The sequence below is a fragment of the Mucilaginibacter pankratovii genome (assembly GCF_014773265.1).
Lineage (GTDB): Bacteria > Bacteroidota > Bacteroidia > Sphingobacteriales > Sphingobacteriaceae > Mucilaginibacter > Mucilaginibacter pankratovii.
Window position 1 is genome coordinate 63,162 of record NZ_JACWMY010000015.1, and the last position, 17,552, is coordinate 80,713.

17 protein-coding genes are annotated in these 17,552 nt (G+C 45.4%); 8 read left to right on the top strand and 9 right to left on the bottom strand.

Going from position 1 to position 17,552, the window contains the following annotated elements:
• Window positions 1-35: 35 nt before the first annotated feature.
• From IDJ77_RS24020 to IDJ77_RS24040, 5 genes are all read right to left on the bottom strand, one after another.
• Window positions 36-1,505 (bottom strand): glycoside hydrolase family 130 protein, encoded by a 1,470-nt coding sequence (locus tag IDJ77_RS24020; RefSeq protein WP_191191532.1) that lies wholly within the window; start codon window positions 1,503-1,505, stop codon window positions 36-38.
• A 180-nt stretch (window positions 1,506-1,685) separates the two neighbouring features.
• Window positions 1,686-2,603 (bottom strand): DUF58 domain-containing protein, encoded by a 918-nt coding sequence (locus IDJ77_RS24025; protein ID WP_191191533.1) that lies wholly within the window; start codon window positions 2,601-2,603, stop codon window positions 1,686-1,688.
• Between the two features lie 268 nt (window positions 2,604-2,871).
• The gene (locus IDJ77_RS24030) at window positions 2,872-3,591 is read right to left on the bottom strand and encodes a DUF2490 domain-containing protein (RefSeq protein ID WP_191191534.1); all 720 of its coding nucleotides are present in this window, start codon (window positions 3,589-3,591) and stop codon (window positions 2,872-2,874) included.
• Between the two features lie 110 nt (window positions 3,592-3,701).
• Entirely contained in the window at window positions 3,702-4,724 is a 1,023-nt protein-coding gene (locus IDJ77_RS24035; RefSeq protein ID WP_191191535.1) for a hypothetical protein, read from the bottom strand.
• A 12-nt stretch (window positions 4,725-4,736) separates the two neighbouring features.
• Window positions 4,737-6,458 (bottom strand): ArnT family glycosyltransferase, encoded by a 1,722-nt coding sequence (locus IDJ77_RS24040; RefSeq protein ID WP_191191536.1) that lies wholly within the window; start codon window positions 6,456-6,458, stop codon window positions 4,737-4,739.
• 114 nt (window positions 6,459-6,572) lie between these two features.
• Here IDJ77_RS24040 and IDJ77_RS24045 point away from each other — a divergent pair, with 114 nt between their 5' ends.
• The 4 genes from IDJ77_RS24045 (at window position 6,573) to IDJ77_RS24060 (ending at window position 8,083) form a co-directional block, all read left to right on the top strand.
• The gene (locus IDJ77_RS24045) at window positions 6,573-7,025 is read left to right on the top strand and encodes a DinB family protein (protein WP_224751216.1); all 453 of its coding nucleotides are present in this window, start codon (window positions 6,573-6,575) and stop codon (window positions 7,023-7,025) included.
• 42 nt (window positions 7,026-7,067) lie between these two features.
• The gene (locus IDJ77_RS24050) at window positions 7,068-7,457 is read left to right on the top strand and encodes a hypothetical protein (RefSeq protein WP_191191537.1); all 390 of its coding nucleotides are present in this window, start codon (window positions 7,068-7,070) and stop codon (window positions 7,455-7,457) included.
• A gap of 87 nt (window positions 7,458-7,544) precedes the next feature.
• Window positions 7,545-7,787 carry a hypothetical protein gene (locus IDJ77_RS24055; RefSeq protein WP_191191538.1) on the top strand — a complete coding sequence of 81 codons (243 nt, stop codon included), beginning with the start codon at window positions 7,545-7,547 and terminating at the stop codon, window positions 7,785-7,787.
• The gene (locus IDJ77_RS24060) at window positions 7,784-8,083 is read left to right on the top strand and encodes a type II toxin-antitoxin system RelE/ParE family toxin (RefSeq protein WP_317174370.1); all 300 of its coding nucleotides are present in this window, start codon (window positions 7,784-7,786) and stop codon (window positions 8,081-8,083) included. Before IDJ77_RS24055 ends, IDJ77_RS24060 begins: the two co-directional genes overlap by 4 nt.
• A 55-nt stretch (window positions 8,084-8,138) precedes the next feature.
• On the opposite strand, the gene odhB is transcribed toward IDJ77_RS24060, so the two are convergent.
• The gene (odhB, locus tag IDJ77_RS24065) at window positions 8,139-9,707 is read right to left on the bottom strand and encodes a 2-oxoglutarate dehydrogenase complex dihydrolipoyllysine-residue succinyltransferase (protein WP_191191539.1); all 1,569 of its coding nucleotides are present in this window, start codon (window positions 9,705-9,707) and stop codon (window positions 8,139-8,141) included.
• 126 nt (window positions 9,708-9,833) lie between these two features.
• Entirely contained in the window at window positions 9,834-12,653 is a 2,820-nt protein-coding gene (locus IDJ77_RS24070) for a 2-oxoglutarate dehydrogenase E1 component (RefSeq protein WP_191191540.1), read from the bottom strand.
• 240 nt (window positions 12,654-12,893) lie between these two features.
• On the opposite strand from IDJ77_RS24070, the gene IDJ77_RS24075 reads away from it, so the two are divergent.
• Window positions 12,894-13,442: a hypothetical protein gene (locus IDJ77_RS24075; protein WP_191191541.1), complete on the top strand. Its 549-nt coding sequence runs from the start codon at window positions 12,894-12,896 to the stop codon at window positions 13,440-13,442.
• Between the two features lie 336 nt (window positions 13,443-13,778).
• Here IDJ77_RS24075 and IDJ77_RS24080 read toward each other — a convergent pair whose 3' ends face one another.
• Window positions 13,779-15,065, bottom strand: coding sequence for a DASH family cryptochrome (locus IDJ77_RS24080; RefSeq protein ID WP_191191542.1), 1,287 nt, complete (start codon window positions 15,063-15,065; stop codon window positions 13,779-13,781).
• Window positions 15,066-15,112: 47 nt separating this feature from the next.
• Window positions 15,113-15,364 (bottom strand): DUF2256 domain-containing protein, encoded by a 252-nt coding sequence (locus IDJ77_RS24085; RefSeq protein WP_317174371.1) that lies wholly within the window; start codon window positions 15,362-15,364, stop codon window positions 15,113-15,115.
• Here IDJ77_RS24085 and IDJ77_RS24090 point away from each other — a divergent pair.
• From IDJ77_RS24090 to IDJ77_RS24100, 3 genes are all read left to right on the top strand, one after another.
• The gene (locus IDJ77_RS24090) at window positions 15,315-16,031 is read left to right on the top strand and encodes an SDR family NAD(P)-dependent oxidoreductase (protein WP_191191543.1); all 717 of its coding nucleotides are present in this window, start codon (window positions 15,315-15,317) and stop codon (window positions 16,029-16,031) included. The genes IDJ77_RS24085 and IDJ77_RS24090 overlap by 50 nt on opposite strands.
• A 90-nt stretch (window positions 16,032-16,121) precedes the next feature.
• On the top strand, window positions 16,122-16,772 hold the full coding sequence (locus tag IDJ77_RS24095) for a TetR family transcriptional regulator C-terminal domain-containing protein (RefSeq protein ID WP_191191544.1): 651 nt from the start codon (window positions 16,122-16,124) through the stop codon (window positions 16,770-16,772).
• 50 nt (window positions 16,773-16,822) lie between these two features.
• Window positions 16,823-17,548, top strand: coding sequence for an HAD family hydrolase (locus IDJ77_RS24100; protein ID WP_191191545.1), 726 nt, complete (start codon window positions 16,823-16,825; stop codon window positions 17,546-17,548).
• Window positions 17,549-17,552 lie beyond the last annotated feature (4 nt).

Genomic DNA, 17,552 nt, shown 5'->3' on the forward strand with positions numbered 1-17,552 from the left:
CTTGCAAATCTCTGTGTTCTCTGCGGTTAAAAACATCACTCCACCCCGTCAGTTTTCAACTTATTAAGCAATTCATCCAGATCCACCTCGGCAAATGCGGTTGATGAATCTGATACGCCGTAAGGAATAATAAGTTTGTTATTATGGATTAACGCACCGCAGGAATACAGCACGTTTGGTACATAACCTTCGCGCTCATCACTGTTGGGGATCAATAAGGGCTCTTTCAGGCGGCCTATCTCTACGGCAGGGTCGTCCAGTTTCAGCAAGCTTGCGCCCAGCACGTAGCGGCGCATGGGGCCAACACCGTGGGTAATTACTATCCAGCCGTCCTTGGTTTCTATTGGCGAACCACAGTTGCCTATCTGCACAAATTCCCAGCTGAATTTTGGCTGCTGCAGCAATACCGGCTTCTCCCAGATGTTGATCTTATCCGAGTACATGATATAGTTATTGCAGCCGTCGATACGACTGATCATCATGTATTTGCCGTTTACCTTACGGGGGAACAGGGCCAAATTCTTATTCTGGGCACCGGCACCATAAAGCGGCATGATCTTGAAGTTATAAAAATCGGTGGTTTGCAGCAGCTTTGGCATAATCAGCGCGCCATCGTAAGCGGTGTAGGTGGCATAATAAACCGAACTGCCATCCTCGTTGTGGAACTCCACAAAGCGCGCGTCCTCAATACCTTTGCGCTCATATTCGGAGATAGGGAAGATTACCCTGTCGGAGATATCCGTATCCAGCGAAAAAACAATTTCGTAGTACGAATCGGCCAGCCAAAGTACCTTATCGTATTCCAGGCGCTTCATATCGCTCGCCTGAAGCTTTTGCGAATCGAGGATGATGCGGCGCAGGTTAGAGTATTCAAAATGATGGTCGAGCTTGCTTTCCAACTCGTGCAATACATCAATATTGATCTGCGTAATGGCAGCCTTATCAAAAAATAGTTTCTTATTGTATACAGCATTTCGTACGATCTCCGCCTCATCAATATAACTCCCGGCAGGCAAAACGGTAATGTTATTCGCCTTATCAATAAGCGCCCTGCGGAAGGTAATAGAAGAAATATGCCCTTCACCCACTGCCCTGAAACTGATGATAACGCGGCGCTGCCCGTCTTCCAGTTCGGTTTGGTCGGGGTCCTCTACAATAGAGGGGTTAAAGAAAGCGGCAGATTCAATAGAATATTCATGCGTGAAATAAGAACCTATCAGGAGTTTGCGGTAAACCGTGAGGGTGTCAAAATCGATACCCAATTCTTCAAAAAGCGGCTTTAGCTTGCTGCAATGGCGGTTTAAAACCCGGGTGATGTTACGGTGGCGCTTAGAATATTCCTGCAGTAGCGGCGAAACGATGCCGAATGCTACCTCTTCGCTGATGCCCATTACCCTTTGTAAAACTTCCTTAGCACGATCGTTCCCGTTAAAAAAGAATCTTGCAATTACACGCTTAGGGTCGGGATTTACTCTTACTGGTTTTCTTTCTATGGAAAGTCTCATCAAAAAAATATTTATTATTTAACACTATTAGTGCTAAATTGATTTGTCAATTTTACAAAACCTTAGCCACTCCAAAATTAATCATCAATAATCGGGCTAAGCTATTTGCTTAAAGCAAATATTAACAAAGCAGTTGAAACATTGATTTATATTTTAGGAAAAGGTTTAACAAGGTTGGATTTATATCATCCGGTTACGCTTGATCATATACTCGTTCAGGATGCTGTTGTAACCCTGCTCAATATCGGCATCTACAATATCAATGTGATATTGGGCGCACTTCAGTTCCAGCTGGTGGCGGTATTCTTTAAGTGATGCGATATAACTGTCGCGAATTTTATTGGGATGTACCCGCACTTCCTCGCCCGTCTCGATATCTACAAAATGGTGCGGGCGGTTATCAAAATTAAAATCCAGCTCTTTCTGCTTGCTGGTTACGTTGAAGATCACCACCTCGTGCTTTTTGTATTTAAGGTGTTGTATGGCGGCAAAAAGTTCCTGTGTTTTCTGTGGGTTGAGGCTGTTCTCCAGCATATCGCTAAAAATGATCACCATGGAGCGTTGATGGATCTCGCCCGCCAAATGGTGTAACACCGTAGAAATATTGGTGGCATTTTGTTTAGGGTTATTATAGATGCGCTCTAAAGCTGCATACAGGTAAAACAAGTGCGCCGAGGTGGAACGCGCCGGACTCATCCAGTCCATTTTATCCGAGAACAGGCACAGCCCAAAAGCATCCCGCTGTTTTTTAAACAGGTACATCAGCGAGGCGATGGCATAAACCGAGAACTGCAATTTATTGATGCCCTCCGCCGGGAAATTCATGGATGAGGAGGTATCCAGCAGGAGGTAACAACGCAGGTTGGTTTCTTCCTCAAATTGCTTTACAAAAAGCTTATCGGTACGGGCGAGGAGCTTCCAGTCGATATTTTTTACCGATTCGCCGTTATTATACAGCCTGTGCTCGGCAAACTCCACCGAAAAACCATGGAAAGGGCTTTGGTGCAAGCCCGTTATAAAACCTTCAACAACCTGCCGGGCAAGCAATTCCAGGTTGGCCAGCTGGCGTACATGTTGGTTGTTGTTTAACTGGGGCATACGCCAAGGTAGCAATTTCGGTGTAAAAACGTAACGGTTAATTTGGTGGGATTATTTTAAAGCTGCTCCTAATCACTCGCATATTTGACTCACCCCGAATGCGCTACGCTGTTCGACCCTCTCTGCTCCGCAAAGAGGGTGTAAGAAAAAAATATAAAATTCCCCTCTTTACGAAGCAGAGAGGGGCTGGGCCTGCCTGCCGGTAGGCAGGGGTGAGTTAACTCGCCGGGCGGACATTTGCACGATGTTTGGAACGATTAAACGCTACCTAAAACCTCGTATAAAACGCCGTTTGTATAATATGGTTAACGGTGTAAGCCGTAGCCTGCTTAGTATACTGGTTCATATACCCTATCTCCGCATCAAACTTTTTGCTGAAACGGAAACCGAAGGCAGCGTAAGCACGGTTTTGGTCGAAGAAGTGTTTGTTCACCTTATCCTTGTTCTGCACATTCACAAATATTTCATCCTGCAAAGCAAAGAAAGGCCCTTTGGTAAATACCGAATCGCTTTTAAAGGGGATAACCGACCGTGCAAAATAACGCAGGCGCTGCGAAAAGTAACTATCGTTGGCAGTTGATGATGTATTACCTAAAAAGCGCTGTTCTAACCGGAAGCGGTGCTGCAACGATACGTTTCTGCCCAATTTTTGGTTGATGATGAATTGCTCCCAGATGCGGCTCTCGGGGCGGAACGTGGAAGCACCATTTGCCGAACGGCCATTGGTAGCGATATAGGCGTATCCCAAAGCACCAATTTTATTATTAGCGAAATAATAATTTACCGATGGACGGAGCAGCACATTGCGCAAATAATCAACGCGGTCTGCCGAGCGGAATTGCCCGTCGAACGATGCGCCCCAGTGCTTAGAAAACCTTTGCGTGTGGAACAGGGCGGCCCAGCCGGAGAATTGGTTGTCTTGTGCCAGTAGTTTACAGGGCGCTAAAAATGTAAAAAGCAGCAAAAGCTGTAGCAGTTTATTCTTCATAAGTAAAGGATAGATACAATAAATGTATGCGATAAAAAATATTGCCTGGCGTGGGGGGCACACCCTTCAAGGCTTTGACGCGGCAAAATTAGTATAATTTGTTAAAAACGCTAATCCTTAAACTTCGCCACGCGCTTGCGGCCCAGATCGTATGTTAAGCGGAATGCCTCCTGGTTACTGCCGCTGCTAAACGGCGTTTGGTGGAAACTCGCAATAAATTGCCCGGTTATTCCTTTGTATAAAAACGGTGTGTAGATGATATCCAAGCGGTTATAGGTGTTATATTGATAATACGCATCTCCAAAAGATACATTATGCCCGTCGCCTTTGTAAAATTCATCATACAGGGCAAAGCGCTTGTAGCTTAAAAAAACATTGGCCACAAAGCCCGTCGGTTTTTTAAAGCCCGATACGTTGCGCTCCCGCTCGAAGGACATCATGCCCCCTGCCTCGATACTCAATGAATCAAGGAAGGTTTTATGGCTGAGGTTAGCACCGAGCTTTACCTGTATGGCTCCATTATCGCGGATATGGTCGTCGGGGATAGGGATCGCAGGCCCTGCATCATGCATTAAAAAGAAATAATGCGAGAGGTAGAACGGTCCTTTGGTAAAGGGCTGGTATTTGCCCGAAAAGCCGAATAGGAACTGCTCGCGGTCGGTATCGGTTTGGCGGCTCACCCAATCTATCCAAACCGTTTCGTTAAAGTTACCGGTATGGTATTTAGCCAGTAAGCCCTCTACATTGGGGCGAAAATAACGCAGGGTATCATTCAGCATAGCACGGGGGTAATCCGTCAGCAAACCTTCACGGGGAAATTCACCCGCATTAAACAGCCAGCGTTCGCTGGTGTGGTTAAAGTAGGCCACCGGCGCCACTTTTAAAAAGTAGGGTTTTGCACCAAATTCGTGCAGGCCATTCACGCCGACTATAAAGCGGTTGGCGCTATCTAAGTTCAAGCCAAAATCTAAAGCGAGGCGCGTACCCGAGTAAGTACGCGAGCGGATCAGGGATTCTTTATATTCCCGGTTATCAAAAAACACCGAGCCATTAAAATGTACGTCAACCGTTTGTGCGGCAGCAGCGCGGGTAATAAAAACAGCAGCTATCAGTAAGTATATCTTTTTGTGCATCGTATCAAGTAATTATTCAACTGTAAATTTTATCAGGCGGCTGTTCTTGCTCCCTCTAAACGGCTCGGTACGGATAGAGAACATCAAGTAATAAGTGCCCTTCTCCTTCGGCGCCGTCACCACTGTGTTATAAGGCTTGCTTTCGCCGGGTTGCAGGCTGATGTTGTTAAAATCGGCACCGGATTGCTGCACTTCTGCAATATCCGTAGGCCCGGTAAAAAAGCAGCTTTCTAAAAATACGGGGTGCTTATAGCCAACGTTGGTAAAATTAACATCGTATGTGTAAGGATTGGTTATCTTGAGGTCAAATTGTATTTTTTGACCGGGCTTTGTTGTAATCGTTGTCGTTTTGGAATCAATGGCTATTTTTTGGTAGGTGCGGGCATCCTCTACCCATGCGCCGTACCAATCGCCGCCTTCTGTTTTGATGGTATCGCTCCGGTAACCTTCCAACGGCGTACTTAACAGCAGGTAGATCTTCTTATGCTGCAGGCTATCCTCCATCGGCCAGATATCAAACATGGTGCGTCCGTAATACCGCGAATCGTAAGCGAAGCCTTTTAGGGTATGGTTATAAAAATCGTATTTAGATGGGTTTTGAAAACCATCGTCCATCACCATCCAGGCGTCGCCCGCCTTAGCATGCACCTTTGCTGCCCAATCGCGGAAACCGAAATAGGTTTGCAGGGCCATTACTTTTTTAATGAATGGCAGCCCCAGCACCAGCGAGATCCGCAGCACCAGAATGAGCGCAATATTGGCGATAGCCACATTGAAGAGCCATTTGGGATGGTTGTTATTCCGTTGCAGGTTGATAAGCACCAGTGATATTAGGGGTATAAACCCGATAAGTGTGTAGTGCGGCTGCACATTGGCAAAAAACGTATTTATACAAAAGAAACCGAAGGTACCAATGGCGTTAAACACCAGCGCCCTGCTGAACACATCGGTGATTTTAGTACGGAACGCTTTGTAAAACAGGTACCAGCTAAGGAGTATCCCGCCGAGTAAAAGCTGGCCCCCAAGGTATTCTGTAGTTAGGGAAATATTGTAGATCTTATCAGACGAGCGCTCGAACAACTGGTAATTCACCGCCGGGAAATCGCGGTGCGCCTGCCATAAAATATGCGGCGTAAAACAAATAAGCCCGGTTATGATAGCCAGGTGAAATGAGGGGCGCCTAAACAGTTTTAAGTTAGATAATACCGTAAAACCAACGAGCAATATACCGTGGTACTTACTGTACAGCAGGCAGGCAACCGCCACGCCAATAATAAAGGCGGTTAGCCAGCTATCCTCTTCCGCATACTTCTGGTAGAAATAATAAAATACCACCGCGAAGAAGAACAACGGCGCATCGGGCGTGGTAGTAAAGCCATACACATGGAAAACCAGTACACAGGAGACGAGTAAAATAAACCACTTTGCCGTTACCGCGTATTTTTTGACGATAAGCCAGAGCAGGTAAAGGGCCAGGCTATTGCTGAGCACGGCCACCAGCCTCGCGCCAAATTCATTATGGAAAAGCGTATAGCCAATTTTAATGAACACCGCCATCATGGGCGGGTGGTAAAAGTAGCCCCAGTCGGGCTTTTGGGCGTAGAGCCAGTAGTAGGCCTCGTCGCCGTGCATTTCCAATACCGCGGCTTGCAGCAGGTTCAAAACCGTCCAGCAGGCGATAAAATACCAGATGGGTTTGTTGGATTGAACAGGATTGCTTGCAGTAGTAGCCATTGAACAGATTATGCTGCAAAGGTAAAATAAATGCGTTAAGGCCGTGGCGCTTAATGGTTATGATTATTTTAAGAAACGGCATCACAATCCATATAAAAATTGAATATTTGAGCCATGATAGACAAACAGATAGAGTTTATTAAACAGCCACGTTTAATGATCCTGAGCATATTGGATAAGTTCACGATGGAACAATTAAATACCATACCTGCCGGTTTTAACAATAACATAGCATGGAACCTGGGGCACATGCTGGCTGCCCAATATGGCATTTTTTATAAACGGGCAGGACTGGAGATTGATGAAAGTTTTTACCAGCTATACAAACCCGATAGCAAACCGGAGGGACAAATAACGCAGGCGCAATTAGATGAGATCAAATCGATGCTCATCACGAGCCTGGATAAATTAGAAGAGGATTATGCAAATCAGATCTTCACCAACTACCCAACTTGGACTACACGTTACGGGGCTTCTATCAGTAATATTGATGAAGCCATTGCCTTTTTACCATTTCATGAAGGGTTGCATATCGGGTATATTATGGCGATGAGGAAGTTGGTGTAGGGGCCCCTAACCTCCTGAAGGGGGGATCGTTTGAATGGATAAATGAGAAAAATTGTTTTGATATGGTTGGTTTTCCTGCTTACATCATGCGTGGAGTCAACCTCAAAAAGAAAGTTTAATAAAACTGCGTGGGGTGAAAAAATCGACTGGGATTTCTACCAACGCGAGCCGATGCTTGACGACCTACTACAGCATCATCAAATAAAAGGATTAACCCGTAAACAGCTTATTGATTCGCTTGGAGAACCAGCTAATTATGACGATACCACTGCTATGTATTATGAGATCGTTACAGATTTTGGAAGCGATATTGATCCGGTTTATACAAAAAACTTAGTTATTTATTTAAATAAAGATTCGATAGCAACTGGTTTTAAAGTGGAAGCGTTGAAGCCAAGATACTCGAATTCCCGGAAGCAACCCCGGTTTTAACATATTTAAGATTTTACTATGATTAGGGAATTTGTATGATAAATTATTATCAGTAAATTTGACTAAAGGGCAATTAAATCAAATCCTATGAATCTTCAGTTTATTCATGATACAAAAGGGAATACTACCGGCGTGTTTATTCCTATTGAAGAATGGCAATCGTTGAAAGAAAAATACACTGAACTTCAAAAGGAAGAAGCATTGAATGTAGTAGAGTTAAGTTCCTGGCAAACTCAAATAATTGACGAGCGGCTAAACGATTATTACGCCAATCCTAACTCTGTAGAGAGTTTTGACGATATGCTTGATGATATTGAAAAAAGTTTGTGAGCTACGCCCTTATAAATAGGCCAGACGTTCGTGCGGATATTAAAAATGCAGTCGACTACTACAAAGAGATATCACCTAAGCTTGGCAAACAATTTTTACATCGTATTCGTGAAGCCAAAATTCATATCGAGCGTACCCCACTGGGTTTTCAGGTTAAATATAAAACGGTAAGAACATTAATGCTAAAGCAATTCCCTTTTCATATTCATTACTTAGTTGATAAGGAAAAAAAGCAAATAATTATTCTTGCAATAATTCATGCACATAAAAATCCCGCTGATTACTCATCAAGATAAGCCACAAAAAAAAGCCCGGCTTCCACCAGGCTTTTCAGTACTTTATTTAAAGCGATTAAACTCCCAATAACAACCTCGTTGGGTCTTCCAATAATTGTTTTACCCTTACCAGGAAACTTACCGACTCGCGGCCATCAATGATGCGGTGATCGTAAGATAGCGCCAGGTACATCATCGGGCGAATAACCACCTGGCCGTTTACGGCAACAGGGCGCTCTATGATGTTGTGCATACCTAATATGGCAGATTGCGGTGAATTGATGATCGGCGTAGACATCATGGAACCAAACACACCACCATTGGTGATGGTGAAAGTACCACCTGTCATTTCGTCGATAGTAAGCTTGCTTTCGCGGGCTTTGCCTGCTAAGACTACAATGGCTTTCTCAATTTCGGCAAGGCTCATGCTCTCCGCGTTGCGGATGACCGGAACCACCAAACCCTTTGGTGCAGATACCGCGATAGAGATATCAGCAAAGTTGCTGTAAACCACTTCTTCGCCTTCAATACGTGCGCCAACAGCCGGCCATTCTTTCAGGGCCTCGGTAACGGCTTTGGTGAAGAACGACATAAAGCCTAAGCCAACGCCATGTTTCTCTTTAAATTTATCTTTGTATTTGCTACGCAGTTCCATAATTGGCGACATATCCACTTCGTTGAAAGTGGTTAACATCGCGGTCTCATTCTTCACAGCAACCAAACGCCTTGCCACAGTTTTGCGCAGGGAAGACATTTTTTCGCGGCGATCTGAACGCGGACCAGCAGGTGCCGATGGAGTAGCAGCGGCAGGTTTTGCGGCAGGGGCAGGTGCTGCAGCGGCAGGTTTTTGTGCCGATAGTGCATCACCTTTGGTGATACGGCCATCTACGCCGGTACCGTTTACTGATGCGGTATCAACGCCTTTTTCGGCTAATATTTTTGCAGCAGCAGGCGAAGGAACGCCCGATGCATAAGTTGTTCCTTTTGATGGGGCGGTTTGCGGTGACTCGTTAACCGCATCGGCAACTGCCGGGGTTACGGCAGCAGGTGAACCGCCGCCTGATACGCCACCGCCACCTTCAATAGTACAAACAATTGCGCCAATGGCAAGGGTGTCGCCTTCTTTAGCTATGGTTTTTAGTGTGCCTGCTTTTTCGGCAGTCAACTCAAAAGTTGCTTTGTCTGATTCCAGTTCGGCAATGGCCTCGTCCATTTCAACGGCATCGCCGTCTTTTTTGATCCAGCGCGAAAGGGTTACTTCTGTAATAGACTCGCCTACGGTCGGTACTTTTATTTCTAATGAAGACGTTACAGCAGCCGGGGCTGGTGCGCTTGCGGCAGCAGGAGCCTCCTCTTTAGCGGAAACTGGGGCAGCAGGTGCAGCCTCGGCAACCGGTGCGACAGCGCCGGCGCCTTCTTCAATAACAGCAACCAACGCACCAATGGCAAGGGTATCGCCTTCTGCAGCTTTAGTGGTTAAAGTCCCGGCTTTTTCTGCGGTAAGTTCAAAAGTTGCCTTGTCTGATTCCAGCTCGGCTATTACTTCGTCCATTTCCACATGGTCGCCGTCTTTTTTCTTCCAGGCAGATAATGTTACTTCGGTTATGGATTCGCCTACCGGCGGAACTTTTATTTCTAAACTCATATTTTAAGTTTTGTAGTTTCTTTTTTGTTGAAAGGAGGAACAGTTGAAAGGTTTGAAAGTTGAAATGTTGTAAGGTTACTAAAACAACTTTTAAACCTTACAACGTTTCAACATTTAACTATCCCATCAATCCGCTCCGGCGTTAGCCATTTTTTCTGTCGTTTTTTTGATAGTGGCTTTCACCACTTTACCGGCCGGGGTATCAAACGCCTTGGTAACAATATGTGCCTGCTGCGCGGCGTGCTGTTTGGCAAAACCGGTAGCCGTGCTGCTGCCTTCTAAGCGGGAGATCACTTTCATGTTAAAGTGCTTATCGCCATGGAATTTACGGCAGATATATGGCCATGCGCCCATGTTCTCCGGCTCTTCCTGCACCCATATAAATTCGGTTGCTTTTTCGTATTTGGCTTTTATTTTGATGATCTGCTGTATTGGTGTTGGGTATAATTGCTCAACACGTACTACGGCAACATCCTTGCGTTTGTCTACTTGTTGTTTCTCCAGCAAGTCATAATAAACCTTACCGGTACAAAGCAGCACGCGTTTTACCTTTTTAACATCAGCGTAGGTATCGTCTATCAGTTCCTGGAATTTACCACTGGTAAAATCGGCAATCGGCGATACACATTTAGGGCTTCTTAATAAACTTTTAGGCGTAAAAATGATCAGCGGTTTGCGGAAATCGCGGTGCATCTGCCTCCTTAATATATGGAAGAAGTTTGCCGGCGTAGTGCAGTTAGCCACCTGGATGTTATCATCGGCGCAAAGCTCCAAAAAGCGCTCTACACGTGCAGAGGAGTGCTCGGGGCCCTGGCCTTCGTAACCATGCGGCAATAGCATTACCAAACCATTACCACGCTGCCATTTTGTTTCCGCACTGGCAATGTACTGGTCAACGATAATTTGCGCGCCGTTAAAGAAATCGCCAAACTGCGCTTCCCAAATGGTTAATGCATTAGGGTTTGCCATGGCGTAACCATATTCAAAACCCAATACGCCGTATTCTGATAGTAAAGAGTTGAAAATGCTTAGTCGTGCTTCGGTGTCGATGGTTTCCAGCGGGGTGTATTCGTCTTCGCTATCAGCCAGCGTTAATACTGCGTGGCGATGCGAGAAAGTTCCGCGTTTAACGTCCTCTCCGCTCAATCGTACCGGAAAGCCTTCTTTCAGCAGAGTTCCGTAAGCAAGCAATTCGCCCATTGCCCAATCGAACACCCCGGTTTTGTTTACCATGGCGTTGCGGTCTTCAAACAGTTTCTCAATTTTTTTGAAGAACTGCTTATCGGTTGGCAATACTGTTAATTTATTTCCTATCGCTATGATATCTTCTTTTGGTACAGCGGTATCAATAGCCGAGATCAATTCTTTATGGTTAGCCAAATGCAATCCGCTCCAGGCGCCTTCAAACATGGCGATGGTATCGGTAAAGCGGTCTTCCGCTTTCGATTCATCCAGCATGCCCTGCAATTCTGCACGGAAATCTTTTTCCAAAGTTTTCACGAATGCTTCGTCCACAGAACCTTCTGCAATCAATTTTTTGCTGTAGATCTGCAAAGGGTTCGGGTGCGCCTCGATGGCTTTGTACAATACCGGTTGGGTGAATTTTGGTTCATCCGCCTCGTTGTGGCCGTAGCGGCGATAGCAGAGGATATCGATAAACACATCCTCGTTAAATACCTGCCTGTACTCCATAGCCAGGTTTATAACATATACCAATGCCTCCACATCGTCTCCATTTACGTGGAAAACAGGCGAAAGCACGGTTTTGGCAACATCGGTACAGTAGGTGCTGGAACGGGCGTCTTTATAGTTGGTAGTAAAACCTATCTGGTTATTAATAACCAAATGCACAGTGCCGCCTGTGCGGTACCCATCCAGTTTTTCCATCTGTAAAACCTCGTACACAATACCCTGGCCTGCTACAGAAGCATCGCCATGGATCAGTATCGGGGCAATTTTAGAATGGTCGCCGTTGTATTTAAAATCTATTTTAGAGCGGGTGATACCTTCCACAACCGGGTCTACCGCCTCTAAGTGCGATGGATTTGGGCAAAGGCTTAAGTGAACGTTCTTACCGCTTTTTGTTTTAATATCTGTAGAGAAGCCGAGGTGGTACTTTACGTCGCCACCAAAAGGTGATTCAGAATCGTAGTTTTTGCCCTCAAACTCAGAGAATACCTCTTTATAGGTTTTCTCCATAATATTGGTCAGCACGTTTAACCTGCCACGGTGAGCCATACCAATGATGAACTCCTGTATGCCCAGTTCCGACCCTTGTTTGATAACCGAATCGAGCGCGGGGATCAAAGCTTCGGCACCTTCCAGCGAGAAACGTTTTTGACCAAGGAATTTTGTACCGAGGAAGTTCTCAAAAACAACGGCTTCGTTCAGTTTCGAAAGCATCATTTTCTTTTCTTCAACGTTAAACTTCGGCGTATTGCGTTTGCTCTCCATCCTGTCTTCAAACCATTTTAGCTTGATAGGGTTGCGGATGTAGCGGTATTCGGCACCAATGGCGCGGCAGTAAGTATCTTCTAACAACTGGCGGATATCGCGCAGTTTGGCGGGGCCCAGGCCAACTTCAACACCGGCGTTAAACACGGTATCCATGTCTGCTTCGCTCAGGCCAAAAGTTTCCAGTTCTTTACCGGGGAAATATTTGCGGCGCTCGCGCACCGGGTTTGTTTTAGTGAACAAATGGCCGCGCGTACGGTAGCCATCAATCATGTTCATCACGTTGATCTCCTTCAGCAGGTTTTCGGGCATAGCGCCCGCTGCCGCTGTAGGTGCCGCCGCTTTTGCAGGCTGCGATTCTTTACCAAAATCAAAGCCTTCAAAAAACTTTTGCCATCCAAAATCTACCGATCCGGGGTCTTGTTTATATGATTCGTAAAGAGAGTCGATGTAGGCAGCGTTTCCGCTATCAATATAATTTAGGCGATCCATGAGAAACCATTCTTGTAAAACGGTACAAAATTAAGCATAATAGTACAATATGCCCCAAATTATATGTTATAACTTTGTAAGTAAAGTGCACTTTAACGGTTAAATTTTTCTTTTTGCAATAAATTCCTCTCTCCCATGGTTTGAATACCCTGTTGCTTATTTATTATATTTAACCATTAATAAATTCTCCGGGGTTGATAACCGGATTAGAAAAAAATGCAAAGCGCCTTGCCTGTAAACATGGAAAATTCAGTTTCGAGATTAAAACAAAACCTGTTGTTGCAACTTTTTACAATTGGCCTGCGCTACCTGCTCGGCTCCGCTTTTGTATATGCAAGCATTTTTAAAATTGAAGGCATAAGGTTTATGCCTAAACCGGGCATAAATGAGCCGGTCGGTTCGCTATCGCACTTTTTTGAAGCGATGTATCAGGCAGGCATTTACTGGCATTTTATTGGCTGGGGACAGTTGATTGCAGGCTTTCTGCTCATGTCACAGGCTTTCAGTACGTTAGGGGCAGTAGCATTTTTCCCTATGATACTCAATATTTTTGTTATCACCATTTCGTTCGATTCTCCTAACATTCTGCTCATAACATCTTTAATGCTAATTTCAAATGTGTATTTGCTTTTATGGGATTGGAATAAGTTGAAATTCATCTTTCTACCCCGGCAGCAACAATATTTGGATGATAACACGGCTTTTTCGAAATGGAAAGGGTGGACGTATTCAGGCTTGCTCATGTTTTTCGCCGTTGTTTCCCTGCGATTATTTCAAATACATCATTGATGCACCCTCCGGGGACATACCAGGCCTTATTTATCTATTTCTTTTTTTATGAAAGCTCCTATTTATTATATTTAACCAGACAGGCGGCTACCATGCCTTTTCGGGCGCCATCATTACAACGATAATGTTCGTGGGCTTATTAACCGGGTACCGGTTGCTGATATTTTATAAATTAATGTGGACGATGCACTGATCTAATGCATCAGCTTGTGCAGGTAAGTGCGCACATAGCCCAATCCCTCAAACAGCACGGCCAGCAGGCCGATGATAATGGTAAATTGTTCGAAGGAGTTCATATACAAATATATACGATTGGACTGAATTTTTATTGCTTTGTTACACCGATACGGGTAACCAGGTGCTTATAAAATCGCTCTTGCTATCCAGTTGAGTGGCAGGTTTGGCCGCGTTAAAATAGCGGTTGCTTTTGGTATCATTACCTACACCGGCAACAAACGCCCAGTTGCCCCAGTTGCTTGCCGGCGAGTAATCTATCAGTTTCTCTTCAAAGTAAAGCGCGCCGCGGGTCCAGTCTACCTGTAATTCCTTGGTTAAATAGGTAGCCACTACTTGGCGGCTGTAATTGCTGATGTAGCCGGTGGCGTTAAGCTCGTGCATGGCGGCATCTATAAACGGCACACCCGTTACGCCGTTTTTCCATTGTTCAAAAAGTTCATCCTGGTTACTGGCAGCTTCGGGTGCCTGGTCGGTAAAACCTTCGGCTCTAAAATATTTTTGCCCGTGCTTTTTAAACATAAAGCGGAAATAATCGCGCCAGAGCAACTCCAGCATCAAAGCATCCGCGTTTTGCAGCGTGCTGCGGTGTTTTACCACCTCCCAGTAAACCTGCCTTGGCGATAGACATCCAAAAGCCAGCCAGGGCGATAGGCAAGAAGCTACGCCCCCTGTATTTTTGCCCGCCTTTTGTCCGCAATTTTGCTGGCCGGTAAAATACTGCTCCAGGCGGTTTAAGGCTTGCGTTTCGCCACCGGTAAACTGGTTTGTCGCGCGGGGGTCGTCAACAGGTTCAGGAACGCCCAGATCTGCCAGTGTTGGCATTTCGCCAGCGTCGGCAATTTCCGGTATACTGATCTCCTCCGGCGAGGTTACGCACTGGCGCACATTGCTGTCGCGCTCCACCTTCTTTTTAAAGGTGACAAAACTATCAGGGATATCTTTTATCGGGAAAGGCAGATCCTCTTTGTGGTACATGGTATGCCCGATAAAATGCCTAAGATTCAACTTCATCTTCCAGAGGGCTGATTCTACCTTTTCAGATACATCTGTTTCCTCGGGGGCTACCTCGCGGTGGTGGTAAACCTCGCTGATGTGGTATTCTTCGGCCAGTTGAGTAAGCACTTCGACTGGGTCGCCGGTGCGGATGATAAGTTCGGCGCCGCACTTTTGCAGATTGGCGCGCAGATTGGCGACAGACTCCAGCAAAAACCTGGCCCGGAAGCTCCCGGTTTTTAATACGCCCGAAGAGTTGGTTTTGAAGTAATATGGATCAAAAATATATACCGGCAATACTTTATCAGCCCTGCGTACGGCTTCTGATAATATTTCATTATCGTGTATACGCAAGTCATTTCTAAACCAAACCAGTATTGTCTTCTCACTCATATGAACACCTAATCTAAACTTATTTAGATTGATTACAAAAGTGGGAATTATTTATTTGTTCGGCACCTGTCGCTGCAATATTTGACATCGTCCCAACATTTAGCCCATTTTTTACGCCAGCTAAAAGGTTTTTTACAGCTTTGGCAAATTTTTAAAGGTAGGTTTTGCTTGTTGCCTTTGTGCACTTTTGTACCGTTTAATGATGATAATGGAACAAAGTCACGGCACATATGTTGCAGCTTTATACTTATGAATTTTAACAATAAAAACATCCTGGTGGTTGGCGGCAGTTCGGGCATAGGGCTGGCAATAATAAAACAACTCTCTGCAAAAGGCGCTACTGTTTACAATGCGTCGCGCAGCGTATCTGCAGAATGGCCCAATGGGGTAAACCACATCCCCCTTGATGTGCTGGACGATGCAAGCCAGTTGGCAGGACTACTACCCGAGCAATTGCACGGGCTGGTTTATTCTGTTGGGAGCATTAACCTTAAGCCGTTTAACCGGCTAAGCAAAGATGATTTTTTGAACGACTACCGCCTGAATGTTTTAGGTGCAGCCGCGGTGATACAACAAAGCCTGAAGGCGCTGAAAAATGCCGGGGAAGCTTCTGTTGTGCTTTTTAGTACAGTTGCAGCAACCGTGGGCATGGGCTTTCACGCCAGCATTGCATCAGCCAAAGGTGCTATAAACGGGTTAACCATTTCTTTAGCTGCCGAACTATCCCCTAACCACATCCGGGTAAATGCGGTTGCACCGTCTTTAACAGATACACCTCTTGCCAAAAATCTGCTTAGCAGCGATGAAAAGCGCGAAGCATCTGCAAAGCGGCACCCGCTGGGCAAATTCGGCACACCGGATGATCTGGCTGCTGCTGCAATATTTTTGTTATCGGGCGACAGCAGTTGGATAACCGGACAAATATTGGGCGTTGATGGTGGGCTATCCAGTATCAAGCCGATCTAAAATACACCTCGCTACCAATCGTTTATTATAACACAAGCATGATAATTCCGTGTTTATTAAATGGTAACTTTAACTCGTAAATCAAACATTATGGCAACTACCGAAAGTATTCAGAAAGCATATATAGATTTTGTATTGACCGAGGGCACACAGCCCAAATCGGTTTATGTGTTTGCTAAACAGAACGAAATGGCTGAGGAAGAATTTTATAAATTCTTTGGCTCGTTTGATGCTGTTGAGCAAAGCGTTTGGGCAGATCTGACCCACAAAACCCTCGCCGAGATCCGTAAGCAGGAAATTTGGCCGCAGTACTCGGCACGCGAAAAGGCGCTGTCGTTCTTCTACAGCTTTTTCGAACTGTTAAAAAGCAACCGCAGCTTTGCTGTTTACAGTATTAAAAAGCAGCGTGGTTTTGGTACGCCAAAGTTATTGGAACCTACTAAAGAGCTATTCGAAAGCTTCGCAGAAGGCATCCTTAACGAGGGCATCGAAACTTCAGAACTATCTGATCGTAAGTTTTTCAGCAAACGCTATAAGGATGCCCTTTGGGTACAGTTTGGCTTTGTGCTTAACTTTTGGATCAACGATGATTCCGCCGGTTTTGAGAAAACCGATGAGGCGATAGAAAAAGGTGTAAATGTAACATTCGACCTGTTCCAGCGCTCGCCGATAGATAACCTGTTTGAATACGGCAAGTTTTTGGCTAAGAATGGTGGGTTGAAGGAGAAGATGGGGTTTTAGGCGCCTCACCCCCAACCCCTCTCCAAAGGAGCGGGGCTTAAAAACATTTGATGAACAAAAATCCTTTCCCGAATAATAAAAGCACAGTCTTCTCCTTTGGAGAGGACTTAAGTGAGGCTTCCTCTGGTTTCGCCGCTATTTTTGATATGGATGGCACCCTTATCGATAATACACCTTTTCATTACAAAGCCTGGCAACTGCTATTTAAAAAATACAACATGCCCGAGCTTAGTCGCGAGACTTATAAAGGTGAAATAAGCGGTGTGCCAATTGCCAACACCGTAAGGCGCTATTTTGCTGATGCGGATGAAAGCCTGATCAAAACCATAGCCCACGAAAAGCAGGCCTTTTACCAGCAGGAGTTCCTACCTTTTTTGCGGCCGATAAATGGTTTGGAGAATTTCCTGGTAGAACTGAAGGGTGCGGGGATTAAAATGGCGGTTGCCACCTCATCAGACATGGCGGATGTCGATTTCATTTTTGATACCATCCCCATTCGCCAATATTTTGATGCCATTGTAACCGGGGATATGGTGAATGAACCAAAACCGAGCCCTCAGATATTTTTTAAAGCCGCCGAATTGTTGAACACGCCGCCCGCAAAATGCATCGTGTTTGAGGATTCTACATCGGGCTTGCAGGCGGGTAATAATGCAGGCATGAAGGTTGTAGGCATAACAACCAGTCACCCCGCCGAAACGGTTGCCAGGGTAGCCAGCCTGGTTATAAATGATTATGCCGATAGCAGTCTGCAAAAACTGGCTGCATTATTTTGATGAG